This is a genomic window from Gaoshiqia sediminis (assembly GCF_025907915.1).
Classification (GTDB): domain Bacteria; phylum Bacteroidota; class Bacteroidia; order Bacteroidales; family Prolixibacteraceae; genus Gaoshiqia; species Gaoshiqia sediminis.
Map to the genome: position 1 here is coordinate 142,176 of NZ_JAPAAF010000008.1, position 17,486 is coordinate 159,661.

Sequence of the window (17,486 nt, forward strand, 5' to 3'; positions counted from 1 at the left end):
TATTTGTTTGATTTACCATGACTGAATAAGAGATTGGGCAAGTAGCTAAAAAACCACTTGCCCATCTCATCTATGTAATTGCTATAACTAATAAAAGGAAATATAGCCAGAGAGTCGGAACTGTCCCACGTTTATTTCGGGTTCCCTAAAGGGACCGAATAAAAAATCATTCCTTCATTCTGTAATTCCAGCTAATTATATCCCGGATTTTGTTCCAAAACAGCACCTGTATTGGCATCGATTGCCGACTGGGGGATGGGCCAAAATTGATTGTAGTCCTGAATGGTCTCCCTGGACGTTTGGTCGATGTCGTATAGCCGGACACGCTCTACGAGCTTGCCCATTCGGATAAGGGTGCGGACACGCGGTTCTTCTGCCATCAGTTCTCGTGCACGTTCATCCAAGATGTAATCTAAGTCGACATCACCGGGAGATACTGGAGCTGCATTTGCTCTTGCCCTAACCACATTAATGTCAGCTGCTGCATTTTCCTGATCACCCTTCTTAAAATAAGCTTCGGCCCGAAGCAAGTATGTTTCAGCCAATCGTATCACATAAACATCCTTCGTGGATCGACCTTTGTAAGAACCATCTCCACCTTGGAAGAATGGGCCTTCTACTTTTAGCGAATACGGATAGACCAGCCTAGAAGTGTCTTTCTCACTTCTGGCATGAATTGCAGGGTCCCATTTTTGCATGTAAAATGATGATTGAGGATTGTTAAAGTAGAATTCTCTTTTTATGTTGTGTTTGGAATTACGCATATCGTTCCAATTGTTTGCCCAAATTTCATAAAGCGCATAGTTTGACGGGCGGACGAATCCTGCGCCGCGGCCCAATGAAACGCCACCAAGCGTATCTACCCCTGCCGGATTTGTTGAAGGATTATAAACCCACCCATTCTTCCCGTCGCTTCCGATATAGTCCACCAGGAAAGGAGCCCATCCCCGTGGAAAATTATTACCGTTTGCACGAGTACCTGCACCACCAATCGCATACTCTGTGATTTGCCAAACCAAGATAGATTCCTTATTTCCGGATGACCGGTTATAATTGCCTTCTTTAAACAGATCGGAAAAGACATCACCAGGTTTATCTATTTCGTTGCCAAAACGTGTTGTCATCAGGTGATAATTAGGATCGCCGATAAGATCGGTAGCACTGGCAATAGCCGCATCATAATCACCTAAACTGATGCATACTTCTGCCAGCAAGTGTTGAGCGGCTGCACGAACCGGGTGACCTTCTTTACTGGCGTCAACTAATTCGGGCAACCATTTCGCGGCAAATTCAAGATCCTTACGAGCTAACATATATGCGTCTTGCCTCGGCGATCTTTGAAAGTCGTAAATGGGTTCGGGCGTACCGGCCTCAACGATAACAACATCTCCGAACAGGTTGGCCAAAATGTTATAGGTCCATGCACGAAAAAAACGGGCTTCTGCTACCAGTGCATTTTTTTCTTCTTCAGATGCCCAGATACCACTTACATCATCTTTTTCTGCAAAATAGATCACCCTATTGGCCATGGGAATCATTTTCTGATAAGCCCAATCCCAATATCTTTTGCTATCCGCATTTTCGGGAGTCAAGTTAATTGCCCAGTTGCCGCGTTGGGGCCTTTCATTGGGATCAATCCAGTTATACATATCGGTTCCCCAAAACTGAGACCAATAGTCTCGATCGCCGCGTCTCCATTCGTCGCGAAACTGAAAAACAAGACCTGAAAGATAGTACTCAAAGCCTGCTTTTGAAGAAAAAACAGCATCATCAGTCAAATTTGATTTAGACACCTGTTCCAATAAATCTTTGTCGTTACATGCGTTAAAGATCAAAGCAGTTATCAATACCAAGGGCATCAACAACCATTTGAGGCCTCTTTTAGCATGGATATTATTTTTCGATGTTTTCATTTTTCTCTTGTTTTAGAAATGGATGTAATTAAAAGCTCATATTAAGCCCTATGGAATAGGTTCTTGGCATAGGGTAAAGGTCGTCGCTGCCTTTATTAGAAGTAATATCCTGGGCATTCTCTGGATCCGGACCTAACCACTTCGTGAAAGTGTATAAGTTATTTACATTTAGAGTCACGCGCAAAGACTTGAATTTATTGATTACCGGCATATTCAGTTTATTGATATCGTAAGACAAAGACACATTTTTTATGCGCAGGAAATCGCGGCTGATATAGTAATGATTGTTATGAGCGGCATTTGAATACAATAAGGAAGGCAATTCGTTAGATTTATTTTCGGGAGTCCAATAATCAACCATTAGGGAGTTCATGGCCCTGTTGACCCCATGCGAATAAACAAGGTCGAAAGGAGCCACCCATCCAAGCATGCTGTTCATTGAAATATAAAATGACAGATTTTTATACCTGAACGTATTGCTAAGGTTTAATGTGAAATCGGGAAATTTTCCGTTCCCGACAATGGTGCGATCCTCAATATTAACGGATCCATTTCCGCTAACATCCTTCAATTTGATATCGCCAGCAAAATAGAGCGGATTTGCACTATTTTCACTCTCCTGGTAAATTCCGTCAAACTTGTAGTCGAAGTATGAGTTTATGTTCTCTCCGATAAACCAGTTGTTGTCCAGTGCATCATCTTCAATACCGTCGCCGTCAATATCGCCAAATAAATGAACTATTTTATTTTTATTGTATGCAAAGCTGAATGAAGTTTGCCACGAGAATTCGGGGGTATCCACATTTTTGGTATTGAGTGTAAGCTCAATTCCTTTATTACTTACTTCCCCAATATTATCATAGGTTGATTCATATCCGTTAGTCGGTGGAATATTCCTTTTAACAAGTTGGTCAGTTGTTGTTTTTTTATACAAATCAATTGATCCGCTTAGCTTATTTTCCCAGATGCTAAAATCCAAGCCTAGATTAAATGATTTGGTCGCTTCCCATCGGATATTTTCATTACCCATTACACTAATATCGGGAATAAAAGCAATAGGGCTCCCGGTATTATTTCCTACTACATTGTAAATATTCCTATTCAGACTTTGCGTTTGATAAGGAGGGATATCACTATTTCCGCTTTCTCCATAAGACAGTCTGAATTTCAAGAAATTAATAAGCTCAATGTTTTTAAAGAATGATTCTTCTGAGGCGATCCATGACATCGCCCAGGAAGGGAATACCCCGAATTTATGATTTTCGCCAAAGACAGAACTTCCGTCCCTTCTGGCTGCTACTGACAGCATGTACCGGTTCATTAACGTATAGTTCACCCTAGCCAGCGATGAAACTCCAAATCGTTCAACGGCAGGAGTGTTTATTTCGTAGTTGCTGCCCAGTCCGAAGTTGTTATATCCTAAAATTCCGATTTCAAATAATCCGGCTTCCACGTTTGTTTCTTCCTGGGAATATTTGTTTCGGCCATACATCAGCGTGACATCAATATTGTGGTTTTCTCCAAGGTCTTTTTTATAATTTAAAATACTTTCCCAAACCCAGCGGGTGATGTTTCTATTGTTTTTTACGGCGTTTGTGGTATTCCCGGCAGAATAGGGATCTTGTCTTCGAAAAGAGTACTCATTGTGCCATTCCATGTTGGGCGAGTAGTTAATCTTAGCAGATAAACCTTTCAAAAACGGGAAGTCGATGTTAGCATACATGTTGCTGAACAAGTTCTTGCCGATTTCTTTGTTGTCGGTCAATTCATAATTATACAAGGCATTGTAGGTTGATGCGTCTGCTGAGATCGGATTGAATTTCACATTACCATCAGGATAATAGAAATTGCCGAGGGGTGAATCGTCGTATGCATCGGACAAATCGGGAACTATTCCGGAAAGGTCTCTGTAAGTAAAGAAGGACATGGTTCCGACGGTCAACCAGCCAGCTATTTTTGTTTCAAGGTTAATGCGAAAAGATACTTTTTCCTGTTTGTCACCCAGAATTAATCCAACATCATTACTTAAAGATCCCGAAAATAAATAACTTGTGTTATCTGTTCTGCCGGAAACACTTAAGTCGAGCGTTGAAAGTTGCCCCTGCCGTCCAACCAAATCTTTAAAGCTGGTAAACTTCCCATTTGAATAATTCTCATATTCTTCCGGATCCAGCACCTGGGTCATATCGTTCACATCTACCCCCAAGTCGTTGCCTGCGATTTCAAGTTGTTGCGTGTAATAATCCCTTTTTCGTTGAATGTATTCTTCTTTTGAAGGCATTGGCAACCAACGGCTGGCTTCAGAAATTCCGTAAGTTGTATTGATCCGAATTTCAGGTTTGGATGATGAACCTTTATTTGAGGTAATCATGATTACGCCGTTTGCTGCCTTTGAACCATAAATTGCACATGAGGCAGCATCTTTTAAAACATCCAGGGTTTTGATATCCTGAGGGTCAATATCGGAGATACTGCCTTCGAAAATGATGCCATCAAGAACAATCAAAGGAGAGCTGCTCGTTCCCAATGAGTTTTGGCCCCGGATGAGAATAGATCCTCCCTGTCCGGGTCTACCATTGTTTAAAAATTGAACCCCGGCCACTTCTCCAATAGCTTGTGATACATTGGTAACCGGGGATAATGTTTTAAATTCTTCCATATCAATTGAGGATATGGAACCTGTAACAAACCGCTTACTCTGAGTGCCATATCCAATGGCAACCACCTCTTCCAAGCCGATGGTTTCTTCTTCTAAAATTACATTAATGGTTGTTTTTCCGGTTACCGGAACATCTTGTGCCTTCATCCCCACAAACGAAAAAACCAATACTCCGTTGCCCGGGACATTTGCCAAGACATAAGTTCCGTTCGCATCTGTAATTGTCCCATGTGTGGTTCCTTTTAAGACGACGGTAACGCCCGGCAACGGGATGCCGGAAGAATCTGATACTTTCCCGGAAACATCTTGCTGTTGTTGTGATAAGTCTGCTTCTGTGCTGCTTTCTCCGCCTTTCTTGATCATGATATAGCGGTCGTGGATTTCGTAAATGAATCCATTTTCAGCCAGCAGTTTATCCAGTACTGTCTGAATTGACTCTTGTTTGGCATCGATAGAAATACCGTTTAAATTTTCAATTTCATCACTTTTGTAGAAGAAATAGTAGTCAGATATTTCTTCTATCTCGTGCAGGATTGATTTGAGTGATGCATTCTCCAATTTTAGATCAAGCCTTGTATTTTGGGAGTAGGATGTTTCTGCATTCGCAGCAAAGAATCCGGCCAAAATAAAAATCCATGCGAATTTCATAATTAAAAGTAGTTTTCGCCATTGCCGGTTATGGCAATAGCTCACGTTAATTTTTTTCATAAATTTGAATGTTTTAATGGTTGGAAAATTGTTAAAACGTTTGACGGTGAGAGTGGTGGGCACTTTCACCGTTTTTTGAACCCAACATCAAAGAACCATAGGCAATTAATTTTTAAAAATTTTTAATTCGTCTTTTCTATCGTTATTGGCTTTTAGCTCGTATTCGATTCCATACATACTCTCCAGAATCTTCAGAAACAGGTCGAGCGGTTTTCCTTTGATGATGGTTCCCGAGATTTTAATATCTTCTATATTTTCACCAAGCAAGTCAATATCAACATTATACCATCTTTCCAGTATTTTTGCCAGGTCTGAAAGTTTCGTTTCATTCAGCAAAATTTTTCCATTAATCCATGTGATATAAAATTCGGTATTGATTTTTCGTTGATTTGTTTCGCCTGTAATTTTATTGAAAATAAATTGCTCTGAGGGCTCTAATACCACTAAGGGATTTTCGTGCACATCATTAACAGACACTTTCCCCTCAATTAAGGTTACCACCAAGTTTGGATCGTCATCGTAAGACTCGACATTGAAGGTAGTACCATGTACTTTGATTGTGCCTGATTTTGTTTTGACCTCAAATGGGATTTTGTCGTTACGGGCTACTTTAAATTGAGCTTCGCCACTAAGCACTACGGTTCGTTTTCGTGAATCAAAGGAGGTTGGATATTCAAATTTCGTCCCTGCATTTAGCCAAACTTCGGTGCCATCAGAGAGTGTTAATTTGCTCATTTGTCCCCACTCCAGTTCAATTGTATTCAACGGGAGCTCATCCGTATCTGGCCCAAAGAACCTGGGTACCATGATTCCAATCAGGAGTGCAAGAGCAAAAACAGCAGCATATTTTAGGGAATGAATCATCAACTTTCTGTATTTTGACTCAGTGGGGGTTTGATGGTTAATATATTCCCAATTTTTTTCTTTGTTGACACGATGGATAAGTAAGCTATTGGCGGTTTTAAAATGAACCTGATTTACCTGTCGAATGATCTTTTGGACTTCGTCTGTATCTTTTATTTTGCCAAATTCTTCTTCTTCCTCTTTATTCAGGCTTTTATGAAGGCTACCGACAGCTAATTCCCAAATTTTATTGCTTTCCATATACATCCGATATTACAGATAAAGGACGCCATGGACAGACAATCGGGTGACAGTAAAAGCGAATTATTTTAATCTATTGAAGAAAAACCATAGCAGCAGGCGATCATTTTTCAATCTGTCCCGGAGAAAAAGGTAAGCCCTCGACATTTGAGTTTTAACGGTGTTAACGGAAATACCCAGAAACTCAGCAATAGCACTATAGGTCATTCCATTCACTATTGCCAGTTCAAGAATTTTTTTTCGTTGCTCCGGAAGTTCTTGCATTACTTCAAAAACTTTACGAATGGTTTCTTCTTTTTCAAGGTCATATTCTTCAACCGGAGTGTTTTCAAGCTTCGTGATAATTGAATCAAGGTCGATTTTTCGGCTTTCCGGAGATCTCAGATAGCTATACATGCTGTTTCGAACGGCCAGGAGGAGGTAATTTTTAAGGGAAGAATTAACATTGATTGTTTCTCTGCGTTCCCAAATCCGGATAAAGCAATCGCTAACAATATCTTGCGAAAGCTCAAGATTACTAATCACGGAGTTTGCATAAAGACAAAGAGAAGCATAATATTCATCGAAAAGCAGACGAAACGCCTGCTTATCACCCGATTTTATTTTATGCCAGTTGAGATTGTCCATTTTAGCCGATACATATCTGTACAATTTTAGTGATTAATTCAGCATAAAAAAAGCCATACAGCTCCAGAAACACGCTCAGGACGACTGACAGCTCCATTGGGGCGTTTTTTGCGCTGTGCTTAAATGAGAGGCAGGCGTTTTGACGTTTCAAGTTCCAAGTTTCAGGTTCCAAATTTCAAGTTCCAGGTTTCAGGTTTCAAGTTCGGGCTGTGTTTGGAGCTTTGGAGTTATGGTTTTTGTTGTTAGAAAGGATGGGCAATAACCCCTCATTGCCGCTTCGCTCAAACGAGGGGGAGGTGGTGTAATGGGATCACTATTTGATACAGATCCTGAAACGAGTTCAGGATGACTGATAACTTTCCAGGGCCTTGTTTGCGCTGGGCTAAAATAGGGGTAGCGGAGTAGCCGGAGTAAACTACGTTTATATGGAGTTTATTGTCCTAAAGCCGGACGGGCTCTTCCTTTTCCATTCGATGAAAAGGAAGCAAAAATCTTGTCAAAACGAACCCTCGTCCGGGCGTTTTGACGGCCCGCGCACCGCTCCGTTCAACAGTTGCCGGGGTTTAAAAAGTGGTGTTATTCGGCAGACTGTCCTAAAGAATTTCCGGGGAACGACGCGAGATCGAGCTTGGGGGTGTTTTGTTGTCGTTGGAAATGACGGGCAGGGAAGCTCTCGTTACTGCTTCGCTCAAATGAGAGGGAGGCGATAAATCGGATTAAAAATCCGGATTTAATAGGTCGGGATTGCAAAATCAGCTGGAGTCAAACCGTACACCACCAACCAGTTTCCTTCCCGATGGGAATCATACCTCGTAAACTAGAGCACTAAAAACAGGAAGCTATGGAAACTAAAAAACTAAGTTTTACCATTGAAGAGTTACATCAACTGGCATGGAAAGAGTCTATCAGCAGACTCGCTAAACGACTTGATTTCAACGAAGCAGTGATTCGAAATAAATGCAAAGAACTGGGTATTCCTACTCCCCACTCAGCTTATTGGTCGAAATTAAAGTTTGGGAAGTCGGTTGAGATTACAGCGCTGCCGAAATCGGTCGATCCGAAACAGGTTGTGGTATTGGAAGACAAACCGAAGAAGAAACAGCGGAGCACTAAAACGGGAGAACAAAGTAATAGCACAAACAATACTTGCGGTGAAGGTAAAAAAGTAGCTACTCATCTACCCGAGGCTAACAAAAAACAAAGAGAACATCCGCTGGTGGTCCAGACTCGTAATGAGTTTAAGCGTCAATCCCGGATTGCACGGGATAACTGGGAAGAGCTTCAAAAAAGTATTCCTCATCTATCGATTTATGTTTCAAAGGAGCATCGCGAGCGGGCATTGTCCATTTTCGACATGATCATCAAGGGCCTCAACGCACGGGGCTACGCAGTCAGAGCTGATGAACAAGGACACACCGCTGTTGTGATTATTGATGTTGAAATCCCCATACATATTCGGGAGAAACGGAAGCGCGTGCCAAATAAAGACCCTCAACGGACATGGCCCAAATATGACTACAAACACACCGGAATTTTAGTTTTTGTTTCTGAGCTGTGTTCCTGGCGAAGAAAAGAGTATTACGACAAGCCCTACGTGAAACTTGAAGAAAAAGTCGATGTTATTGTCGAGCGGATTATCGCTGAGGGGCTGGAAGAACACCGGGTGAAAATCGAGTCGGCAATTAGACGGAAACAGGAAGCTGAACAAAAGCAGCTTGAAAAAGAGCGCAGGCTACGGGTTAATGCTGAGCTTGAAAAATTTAAGGACTTATTTCGGTTGCAAAAACGTTGGCATCAAGCCGAAACCATAAGAGCATTTCTTGATACCTACGAGGAGGTTTTCAGCGCCAGCAATGATTTTAGCGATGAGCAACAGAACTGGCTTGCCTGGGCTCGAAAAAAGGCAGACTGGTATGATCCGTTTATTGAGGATGATGATGAATTGATGAAGGGCATTGACCGGGATAAATTAGAGCCGCTACCGGTGAAGGATGGTTGGTATTAAGATCAGCAGGTATTCTCGCCCAAGTGCCAGCGCAATGAGCTGACGCAGGCGAACAAGTGCGGGGCGGGATTGTGGCGACACAAGCCTGGCACAAACGCCGTGAGGCAAGACAGCGAGTTGGGGCTGCAAGCTTCAAGTATTTAGCTGCAAAAAAGGAGGAGCAGTATACCGTTACCTGCGCAGGGGGTGAAGATCAGCGGATTGGAATCCGCTGCACCCGAATGGCCGATTGGAAATCGGACGTCCCGGGGAAGTGCTTATGAATCCCGACAGCGGACTTCGATTAATTGGCCGGGAAAACTGAATTTTCGCAGAAAGCAATTAACTTTAGATTCCGAAATTTATTCGGACTGGCAAATCCAGTATAAAAAGGAAAGAGTAGCCATTGCAAATGGCACTTGATCCCCCGGAGAGGAAAGTGATTTATTTGCTTTCCTCTTTTTTCGTATGTCTATTTTAATGTTTCCAGGAATCCATCCCCTTGGTATATTGGATGTAGAACTTGTCCGGAGCCTCGGGTTTCATAAAAGGTATCCTTTCGCTACTTTTTTGTCCGCAAAACTCGTCATATTTATAGTCAAAAATTTCTTTGGACGGGAAATTGGTTACTTCAGCAACATAGAAATTATTCGCAAATACAACTGGTTCAGCTGTGCTTTCCAACGAATACGTGATCCGGTTTGTAAACTGGATCGGGCTTTCTGTTTCATTGAATGAAACGCTATTAATTTGTTTCGCTTTTGGGTATTTAAATAATTTACAGTCGCGCACCAAGGCATCGTTGATCGCAAATTCGGATATAATTACTGATGCTTTGGGCGGTATTGTCATGATTTTCTTTTCTGAGTATGACACAGCATCGCCAGAAGATGTCATTGCACTTACGTTCGAGGTAGCTGCCAGGGTATTGGTTTTTAATAAACCAAAATAATTGATTCCGCTTAGGGCAGATGCTCCTGTAACTCCTTTTGATGCTGCTTTGCTGATCGTTGATGAATAGGTAAAGGTGCGATCCTGATAGTATTGTTTTGCCGTACCATTTATGATGAAGAAGCTTTTTTCCAAATCCAGCTGAATGTTTTCGTCTGTTTTGTTATAAAACTGAAATCCGATATTGCCGTTTCTTTCCCATAAGTTATACGCTACCACACAATTGTTATCTTCATAGATCAGACCGTTATTCTCTGTAATCATTTGTTTATCTGTTTTCACCTGATAAACCTGATAGAAGTTTTTAGAACAAGAAGTCAGAAGACTCAGTGACACCACAAAATAAAATAAATGTTTGATTTTCATAGATGAAATACATTAAAGGTTTACATTAATTGTTTTATTTAACACGTTACGCGTAGGGGATTCCAGACAAGATCCGGAGGGTGAATGCATTGGCATATTAACACTTTCCCGAAATTCTAATCCTGAAAAATAAAATTAAGGAAAATAAAAAACAGGATAATAAGCAAAAGTTTATTTAGAAAGATTCTATTATTGGTTATACCTGAAGGAGCGATACTCAGCTGTGATGCCTAAGCTGTACCGAGACCATACCGATTGTCGTTAGAGACGACGGGCAGGGAAGCTCTTCCCGAAAGTCGTCGTGACAGGCTATTTCCGCTTCGCTCAACGGGGTAATGGATTCACTCTTTGATATAGATCCTGAAACAAGTTCAGGATGACTGATAACTTTCCAGGGCCTTGTTTGCGCTGGGCTTAAATAGGGGTAGCGGAGTAGCCGGAGGAAACTACGTTTATTTGGAGTTTATTGTCCTCAAGCCGGACGGACTCTTCCTTTTCCAGTCGATGAAAAGGAAGCAAAAATCTTGTCAAAACGAACCCTCAGCCGGGCGTTTTGACGGCCCGCGCACCGCTCCGTTCAACAGTTGCTGAGTTTTAAAAAGTGGTGCGATTCGGCAGACTGGCCTAACGAACATTCTCCAAAAGTTGGGGAAATTTTGGGCCGGTGGTGGATTTTGAAGGTTAGTGAATGGCCACGGCATGCCGTGGCCGTACGGGGGCTTTCCTCGCTGGGTGGGTGGCCGCGATGTATTGTGGCTGTACATTTTGTTGTTGGAAAGGATGGGCTGGGAAAGTTTCAAGTTTCAGGTTTCAGGTTTCAAGTTTCAGGTTTCAAGTTTCAGGTTTCAAGTTGAGCACTTTGTGGGTGTTTGGGGGTTGTGGTTTGTTGTCGTTGGAAATGACGGGCAGGGAAGCTCTCGTTACTGCTTCGCTCAAATGAGAGGGAGGCGGGAAATCGGATTAAAAATCCGGATTTAATAGGTATGATCTTAAAGTCAATAGTCTCGTACGTTGTTTTCTGAATGTGCCTCGAACAATGATTAGTGCTGAAATTGAAAAATAACAGCCCCTGAAGAAAAAACAAATTATTACTCACTCCTCATATTCATACTTCCGACTAAGTTTATTCCATGTATCCCTTGTAATCGCAAATGTTAAAGACTTGCTGAATATTTTCGGCTGTTTTTACCTGTTCGAATAGATTTTCAAAGCATACAAAGACATCATCCAAATTTTCGAGGACTGGATTTTCAGCCAAAGCGTGCGTAATCTGTTCTATCGAAAAAAGCAGATAGTGTCTTAAATGGCCTGCGACTAATTCCAGGTTGGCAGATGCACGACCTTCGTGCACAACTTCGTTGCGGATGCGATATATTCTGGTAAGATGTTGTTCCAGCCTCGTAGAATGTCTTTCCAAGGATTTCTGAATTGTCTTTTTCCCGTAAAAAAGCTCAATATACTTTTCCAACCGATGAAAAGCTAATGGATCGTCAACTGAGGCAGACTTGATCACTTCCATCGTTGCATGCGAGAACAAATGACTTTTTTCGATTGATTTTCCTTCAAGGGTAATTGCGAACCTATTCAATGTATCAATCAAATAATTGGCCCTACGCTGAATATAAAAGGATGAATTTAATGCTATAAAGAAATTTTTAATTCGATTTATTGAGTCTTCATCGGTGTATTCGGATGAGTAAAGCTGCTCAAAGCCGATCCAATAATTCAAAATTTTATGCTCAAGTTCAGCTGATTCATTACCTAATTTATAGAAGCGAATAGCTGATCTCAGTTTTTCTCGTGATGAAGTTCCCTCAGTAACCGTTGTATAATTTTGTGCAAACCTTTCAAATTCTTGTTCCTGATAGGTGTAGAAACCGTCAAGGAGCTCTTCTAAAGGCTCCATTCGAAATCTCCTAGAACTCAAATGGTAAGCAAACGCTTGTTTTTCAAACACTATCGTATTAACACTTTGATGGAGAATATTTATATCAATAATCTCAGAAATTCGTTGATACGAATCCTTAACTGCCTCTTTAAAATCAAAAGCATCAATACTTATGGAGATATATAACTCGTCAGCTTTCAAACTTCTAAAAGACTTTTTAATCCGATCATTTTCTCGGAACTGGCCAGGAAACTCATCCAATACAGATAGCGAGCCTGAATTCACTCTAAAGGCGTCCTTTTGGCTTAGTTTAATTTTAAAAATAACTCGATAAGTTTCAGGACCATGATTTAGGGTACACCTAAATTTGACAAATGCTGGCTGCAATGCGTTACCACTATTTAATGAATCAGAGAATTTGCTTATCCGACTTTTTATAAATGACCTCGAATAACCAGTATAAATTAACTCACTCATCAACCAGGATGACAAACAATTTATCTTTTTGATGTCGACACTTTCATTAGCAATCAACAATGACTCTATTTCGCGGAACAGATTAAACTTAAAATCGTTGTTAGCACGAATGAGACTTCGCGAAAGCAGTGAAAGCGATTTTATTCTCTTTTCATCTTTCGCGGAAGCACTTAATATGCTAATAACTTGATGCTTCTTGTAATTACTTAACTCCAACACTCCACCAATACACTCATTTTCAGCTATCTGAATCGCTTCACCAACGATAGCAGTTATCGTTGGGTTATACTTTTTTACCTGCTTGTTATGAAATTTTTTGATGGTATTTTCTAACTCTCTGAAAATACTAACGGGGTTGTGCAGACTGACGCGATAAGAGTCAAACGTTTTTTGGTTTAGTAATTCATTACAGCGACTGACAAAGTATTTTGTAGCATTATTCATTGTAAATCCAATTTTTTGCACTAATTTTGTTTTGTAAAGGAGATCATCATTGTTAAAAATATAAGATGGGAGACAGTGATTGCGAACAATCCGTTGGGAGTTTTCAATCCAGTTCTCCCTGAAGAAATTGGCCCGGCAATCCGGGCTTTTTTGTACCTTACACTCACAGGTTTTTAATTTTTGGTCGGAAGAATTTATCGAATTTCTCCAGGTTTTCCAATAACCATTGATGTTGTTCCGGCCAGTTTGATTTGTCTGCCACATTAACCGATTTCTCCAGACTGACAAGTGACACTTTTCTGTCAGGCAATTCATTCCAAAAGATTTTGTCACCAATTTCAACCGCTGCAAGTTCTTCGTATTTTGATTGCAATATCCGGAACTGCTCTTTGGCATTTGTTGTGTTAATGTTCAGTTCCACCCGAATAAACCCATCGCGAACACTTGCCACTGCTGCCATGTATATGTCAGTTTTTCCAAGCGCGAAGTTTGTCCAGTGTTGAGGTAGAGGTTTTTGCTGCTTTAGCAATGTTCCCTTATCTTCTAAATACTGCTTCATTGCTTGCCAATATTCGAGGTTTAGAGCCTTAGTCTCCGTAAGCTCCTGGCTCTGGGTAGTTGCTTTCACTGCTTTAGACCAATCGTTAGGTTTGCTGACTATTTGGAAGAATGGGGCTGGCAGGCTATCGCCAATGCGGTACACTTCGATTTCAATGCCGAAGAAGTTGAATTTGTCGTCGGTAATTTTATTTAACCAGTCAATTGCAGCGCGGTGTTCTTCGGTGAATTTTTTTGCAATCCAAATAATTGTCACGGCATCGAGGCCCGCGGCATAGGTCAGGATTTGCCCCAGGTGGGTATGGTCTGTTTTTTCGAGCTGATTTTCGATTAAAATGTTATGGTTGTCGATGGTACTGCGGCATAAGATATCGGCACGAAAGGAGCCCACATTTTTTTCTTGCTGAACCACTTCGAGTTCGATTCCAATTTCATCGCCCAGCAACTCCATATTCTCTTTTTTTGCCAACCAGGGTGTGAAATCACTGGCCTCGCCGATCCATAGTTGGCGGATGTCCACCTTTTCGAGTTTACCTATTTTCATCGTTTGTTTTTCAGTTTATACGGTATTACTACGTTGCACCCCTCTACAACCCGATCCTATCGCCACCAGCTTTCGTTGCGATAAGCATGTCGAAGATGTATTCTTTATAGCGGCGCTCGAAATCTTTGTCGGTTGTGAATTTTTTGAAGATTTCGGTTTGGGTGAAGAGGTATTGCTGCATGAGCTCTTCAATTTTATTATCGGATGAGATTTTGGCATTTTGCCTATCGGAATGCTGGATGGCATCCATGATCTCCTTGCTGGCTTTCATTTCGGCAGGGAGTTGTTCGGTCAGGATCTTACGCACTTTGTCTTTGTCGGACCAATCGATATCGCCGAAACGCTGGTTGAAGGCGCTCAGAATATTCTCCAGGGTATCTAAAACTGGTTCGGCGGTACCACCGGTTATTTCGACAGGTATGGGAGAGACTTCGCCCGGCTCTTCGGCTAATATTATATTCTGTGTTGTTTGCTTAGAAGGACGATAGCTTTCCATATCGATACTCTCGAGGATACCTTCGGCCAGATCGTCGGTTTGTTCAATGTACAACTTTGGCACCAGAAGCTTTAAGTACCAGAATAGTTTTTCCCACGACTGGTTATTAAAATCGAGAATTTTGCCGAGATAGCTATAAACGCGCAGAAAGGACTTTGCCCTTGCTTTGAAATCAATTTGCTGGTCTTTTGCCAGTTCGTCTTTAAAAAAAGCGGCTGACCGGTCGATAATCGGGTCGAGTTTGGTACGGTCTTCGCCAGCGATATATTTTACGAAGAAATCGTTGATTTGGGCCTCCGTATAAACCTCAAATTCCTCCAAGCTATCAACCAAATCGTTCAATTTATTCGGGTTGGTTTCTTCGCTTAAAATGGTTGCGGTATAGTAAGGAGCAAACGCTTTTTGTATGTCTTCGGCTTCGTTGAAAAAGTCGAGGACGAAAGTGTCTTTTTTGTGTGGTTTGTAAGCCCGGTTTAAACGCGATAAGGTTTGTACGGTTTGTACGCCCGCGAGTTTTTTATCGACGTACATCGTATGGAGCTTCGGTTCGTCGAAGCCGGTTTGGTATTTTTCGGCCACGATCAGGAAGCGGTACTCATTGCGTTTGAAATTTTTCGGGATGTTGGTGCGGAAGTTTTTGAAATTATTCATTGACACTTCGTCGTACTCGACTCCGTTATATGTTTTCTTGCCCGAGAAAGCCACAATGGCCTTCCAGGGCGATTTGATTTCTTTCAGGTATTCGTCGAAAGCCAGCTTGTACTTGATGGCACACTCAATACTCTTGGTCACGATCATTGCTTTTGCTTCGCTATTGATGAGCCCTTTCACATCGCGGTGAAAATGGTCGATCATGATTTTAGCCTTTTCACCAATGGCAAATTCGTGGCCTTCGACATAGGCCCTCAGTTTCTTTTGCGCCTGTTTGGTATCGAACTCGGGATTATCCTCCACTGCCTTGATGAGTTTATAGAATGAACTATAGGTGGTGTAGTTCTTTAATACGTCGTGAATAAATTCTTCCTCGATAGCCTGTTTCATGCTGTACACATGAAAGGCATAGAATTTATGTTTCAGTTCGCCATACTCGTCGGTATAGGTTTCAGCCGATTTTATACCGAAGGTTTCGAGTGTTTTATTCTTAGGCGTAGCTGTAAACGCGAAATACGAACCGTTGGTAATCATTTTCCGACTTTCAATCAGTTCGTTTATTTTGTCTTCGAGTGATTTTTCCTCCTCAGCTTCTTCTTCGGTATGCTTGTCGGCCAGAACGGCATTCATTTTAGAGGCCGTTTGGCCGCTTTGACCGCTGTGGGCTTCGTCGATGATGATGGCAAAATTCATGGCAGGCATGTCGGCCATTTCGTCGAGCAGAAATGGGAATGTTTGCACGGTACAAACAATTACCTTTTTCTGGTTTGCCAAAGCCTCTTTCAGTTGGCTGGTTTTACTGCCGTTTTCGCCCGTTATGTGTTCTACAATTCCCCGTTTAGGCGCGAACTGCTTAATGTCGTCACTCAATTGTTTGTCGAGCACGATGCGATCGGTAATGACAATCACCGAGTTGAACAGGTGTACTTCGCCGGAAGTATCGTACAAGCCATGCAGCTGGTGAGCGAGCCAGGCAATCGATTTTGATTTCCCGGAACCGGCCGAATGCTGAACAAGGTAGCGATTGCCTACGCCATTGGCTTTTGCATGGGCCAGGATTTGCCGGACGGCTGTGAGCTGGTGATAACGGGGGAAAATCATTTTACGTTTCACCTTCTTCGTTTCCTCATCCTCTTCGTCCACTACCTGGGCGAATTTGTCGATGATGTTTGCCAGCGACGATTTCGTGAGGACTTCTTCCCACCAATAGTGCGTTTTCAGTCCTTCCGGGTTCACCGGATTGCCGGAACCAAATGGAGGGATTGGTTTTCCGTCGTTTAACCCTTTATTGAAGGGCAGAAAGAAGGTATTTTTCTTATTGAGCTGCGAGGTCATAAATACCAACTCGGTATCGGCTGCAAAATGCACCATGCCACGGGCAAAGGCAAATATTTTATCTTTGGGGTCGCGGTCGTTTTGGTATTGGCGAATGGCATTGTACACGGTTTGACCGCTCAGTGGATTCTTCAATTCTGCCGTTATTACCGGCAAACCGTTCAGGAAGATGGTTAAGTCGAGGCGGTTGGCATTGTCGTTACTGTAGATCAACTCTTGCGTGACTGAGAATATGTTTGCTTCGTATTGCCTGAGGCCCTTTGCATTGTAATTGGACGATGGCTGACGATAAAACAGATCGACGGTTTTATCGAAATGCTTTACTCCTTTTCGTAATACCTCGACAACTCCCAATTTAGCGATTTTCGCATCCAGGCGCACCAGGAAAGCCCGCTCTCCCTTGCGTTGAATCATCTCCCAGGTTTCGGGCTGGGTGGTGCGGATAAATTCACCAAGCTGTTCGGAGTTGATGCAGAACTCCTTGTTGAAGTCGGTTGAACGGGATTCGCGGAAGCCGTTTTGTTCGACCAGATGTTTGACAATGAGGTGTTGAAAGGCTTTTTCGGAGGTGTCGGTAAATTTGCTCATTGTTGTTTGAATTAGGATTGGTTGTCTGAATTAGGATTTATAGGATTTGATGATTGGAGGATTATTTTTTGTCGTTTCCATTGTTTTTGCAGCCTATATTTTCGGGGCAGTAATGATTGTAAACCTGTTTGAATTCAAGGCGTTTTGCACCGAAGTTTCCATTAATTGTCTGAATTAGGATTTATTGGATTTG

Annotated in this window: 9 protein-coding genes; 1 reads left to right on the forward strand and 8 read right to left on the reverse strand. The window is 42.0% G+C overall.

Going from position 1 to position 17,486, the window contains the following annotated elements; all coding sequences use genetic code 11:
* Positions 1-191: 191 nt before the first annotated feature.
* The 4 genes from N2K84_RS08310 to N2K84_RS08325 all read right to left on the reverse strand — a co-directional run bounded on the left by N2K84_RS08310 (position 192) and on the right by N2K84_RS08325 (position 7,011).
* On the reverse strand, positions 192-1,913 hold the full coding sequence (locus tag N2K84_RS08310) for a RagB/SusD family nutrient uptake outer membrane protein (RefSeq protein ID WP_282591331.1): 1,722 nt from the start codon (positions 1,911-1,913) through the stop codon (positions 192-194).
* Positions 1,914-1,941: 28 nt separating this feature from the next.
* Positions 1,942-5,280, reverse strand: a complete 3,339-nt coding sequence (locus N2K84_RS08315; protein WP_282591332.1) for a SusC/RagA family TonB-linked outer membrane protein — start codon at positions 5,278-5,280, stop codon at positions 1,942-1,944.
* Positions 5,281-5,385: 105 nt separating this feature from the next.
* Complete coding sequence (locus N2K84_RS08320) at positions 5,386-6,384, reverse strand: FecR family protein (protein WP_282591333.1); 999 nt, start codon at positions 6,382-6,384, stop codon at positions 5,386-5,388.
* A gap of 63 nt (positions 6,385-6,447) precedes the next feature.
* Positions 6,448-7,011: an RNA polymerase sigma-70 factor gene (locus N2K84_RS08325; RefSeq protein WP_282591334.1), complete on the reverse strand. Its 564-nt coding sequence runs from the start codon at positions 7,009-7,011 to the stop codon at positions 6,448-6,450.
* A gap of 841 nt (positions 7,012-7,852) precedes the next feature.
* Between N2K84_RS08325 and N2K84_RS08330 the strand changes: the two genes are divergently transcribed.
* Positions 7,853-9,016 carry a hypothetical protein gene (locus N2K84_RS08330; RefSeq protein WP_282591335.1) on the forward strand — a complete coding sequence of 388 codons (1,164 nt, stop codon included), beginning with the start codon at positions 7,853-7,855 and terminating at the stop codon, positions 9,014-9,016.
* Positions 9,017-9,472: 456 nt separating this feature from the next.
* On the opposite strand, the gene N2K84_RS08335 is transcribed toward N2K84_RS08330, so the two are convergent.
* The 4 genes from N2K84_RS08335 to N2K84_RS08350 form a co-directional block, all read right to left on the reverse strand.
* Positions 9,473-10,210, reverse strand: coding sequence for a hypothetical protein (locus tag N2K84_RS08335; protein ID WP_282591336.1), 738 nt, complete (start codon positions 10,208-10,210; stop codon positions 9,473-9,475).
* Positions 10,211-11,435: 1,225 nt separating this feature from the next.
* Positions 11,436-13,121, reverse strand: a complete 1,686-nt coding sequence (locus N2K84_RS08340) for a hypothetical protein (protein WP_282591337.1) — start codon at positions 13,119-13,121, stop codon at positions 11,436-11,438.
* Between the two features lie 163 nt (positions 13,122-13,284).
* Positions 13,285-14,223 (reverse strand): DUF4268 domain-containing protein, encoded by a 939-nt coding sequence (locus N2K84_RS08345; protein ID WP_282591338.1) that lies wholly within the window; start codon positions 14,221-14,223, stop codon positions 13,285-13,287.
* A gap of 43 nt (positions 14,224-14,266) precedes the next feature.
* A complete protein-coding gene (locus N2K84_RS08350; RefSeq protein ID WP_282591339.1) occupies positions 14,267-17,293 on the reverse strand; it encodes a type I restriction endonuclease subunit R in 3,027 nt (1,008 codons plus the stop codon).
* Positions 17,294-17,486 lie beyond the last annotated feature (193 nt).

What these genes read in the sequence shown, in the direction of transcription:
- N2K84_RS08345 (WP_282591338.1), bottom strand. Translation starts at nt 14,223, where the DNA reads ATGAAAATAGGTAAACTCGAAAAGGTGGACATCCGCCAACTATGGATC.
- N2K84_RS08325 (WP_282591334.1), bottom strand. Translation starts at nt 7,011, where the DNA reads ATGGACAATCTCAACTGGCATAAAATAAAATCGGGTGATAAGCAGGCG.
- N2K84_RS08335 (WP_282591336.1), bottom strand. Translation starts at nt 10,210, where the DNA reads ATGATTACAGAGAATAACGGTCTGATCTATGAAGATAACAATTGTGTG.
- N2K84_RS08315 (WP_282591332.1), bottom strand. Translation starts at nt 5,280, where the DNA reads ATGAAAAAAATTAACGTGAGCTATTGCCATAACCGGCAATGGCGAAAA.
- N2K84_RS08330 (WP_282591335.1), top strand. Translation starts at nt 7,853, where the DNA reads ATGGAAACTAAAAAACTAAGTTTTACCATTGAAGAGTTACATCAACTG.
- N2K84_RS08310 (WP_282591331.1), bottom strand. Translation starts at nt 1,913, where the DNA reads ATGAAAACATCGAAAAATAATATCCATGCTAAAAGAGGCCTCAAATGG.
- N2K84_RS08340 (WP_282591337.1), bottom strand. Translation starts at nt 13,121, where the DNA reads ATGAATAATGCTACAAAATACTTTGTCAGTCGCTGTAATGAATTACTA.
- N2K84_RS08350 (WP_282591339.1), bottom strand. Translation starts at nt 17,293, where the DNA reads ATGAGCAAATTTACCGACACCTCCGAAAAAGCCTTTCAACACCTCATT.
- N2K84_RS08320 (WP_282591333.1), bottom strand. Translation starts at nt 6,384, where the DNA reads ATGGAAAGCAATAAAATTTGGGAATTAGCTGTCGGTAGCCTTCATAAA.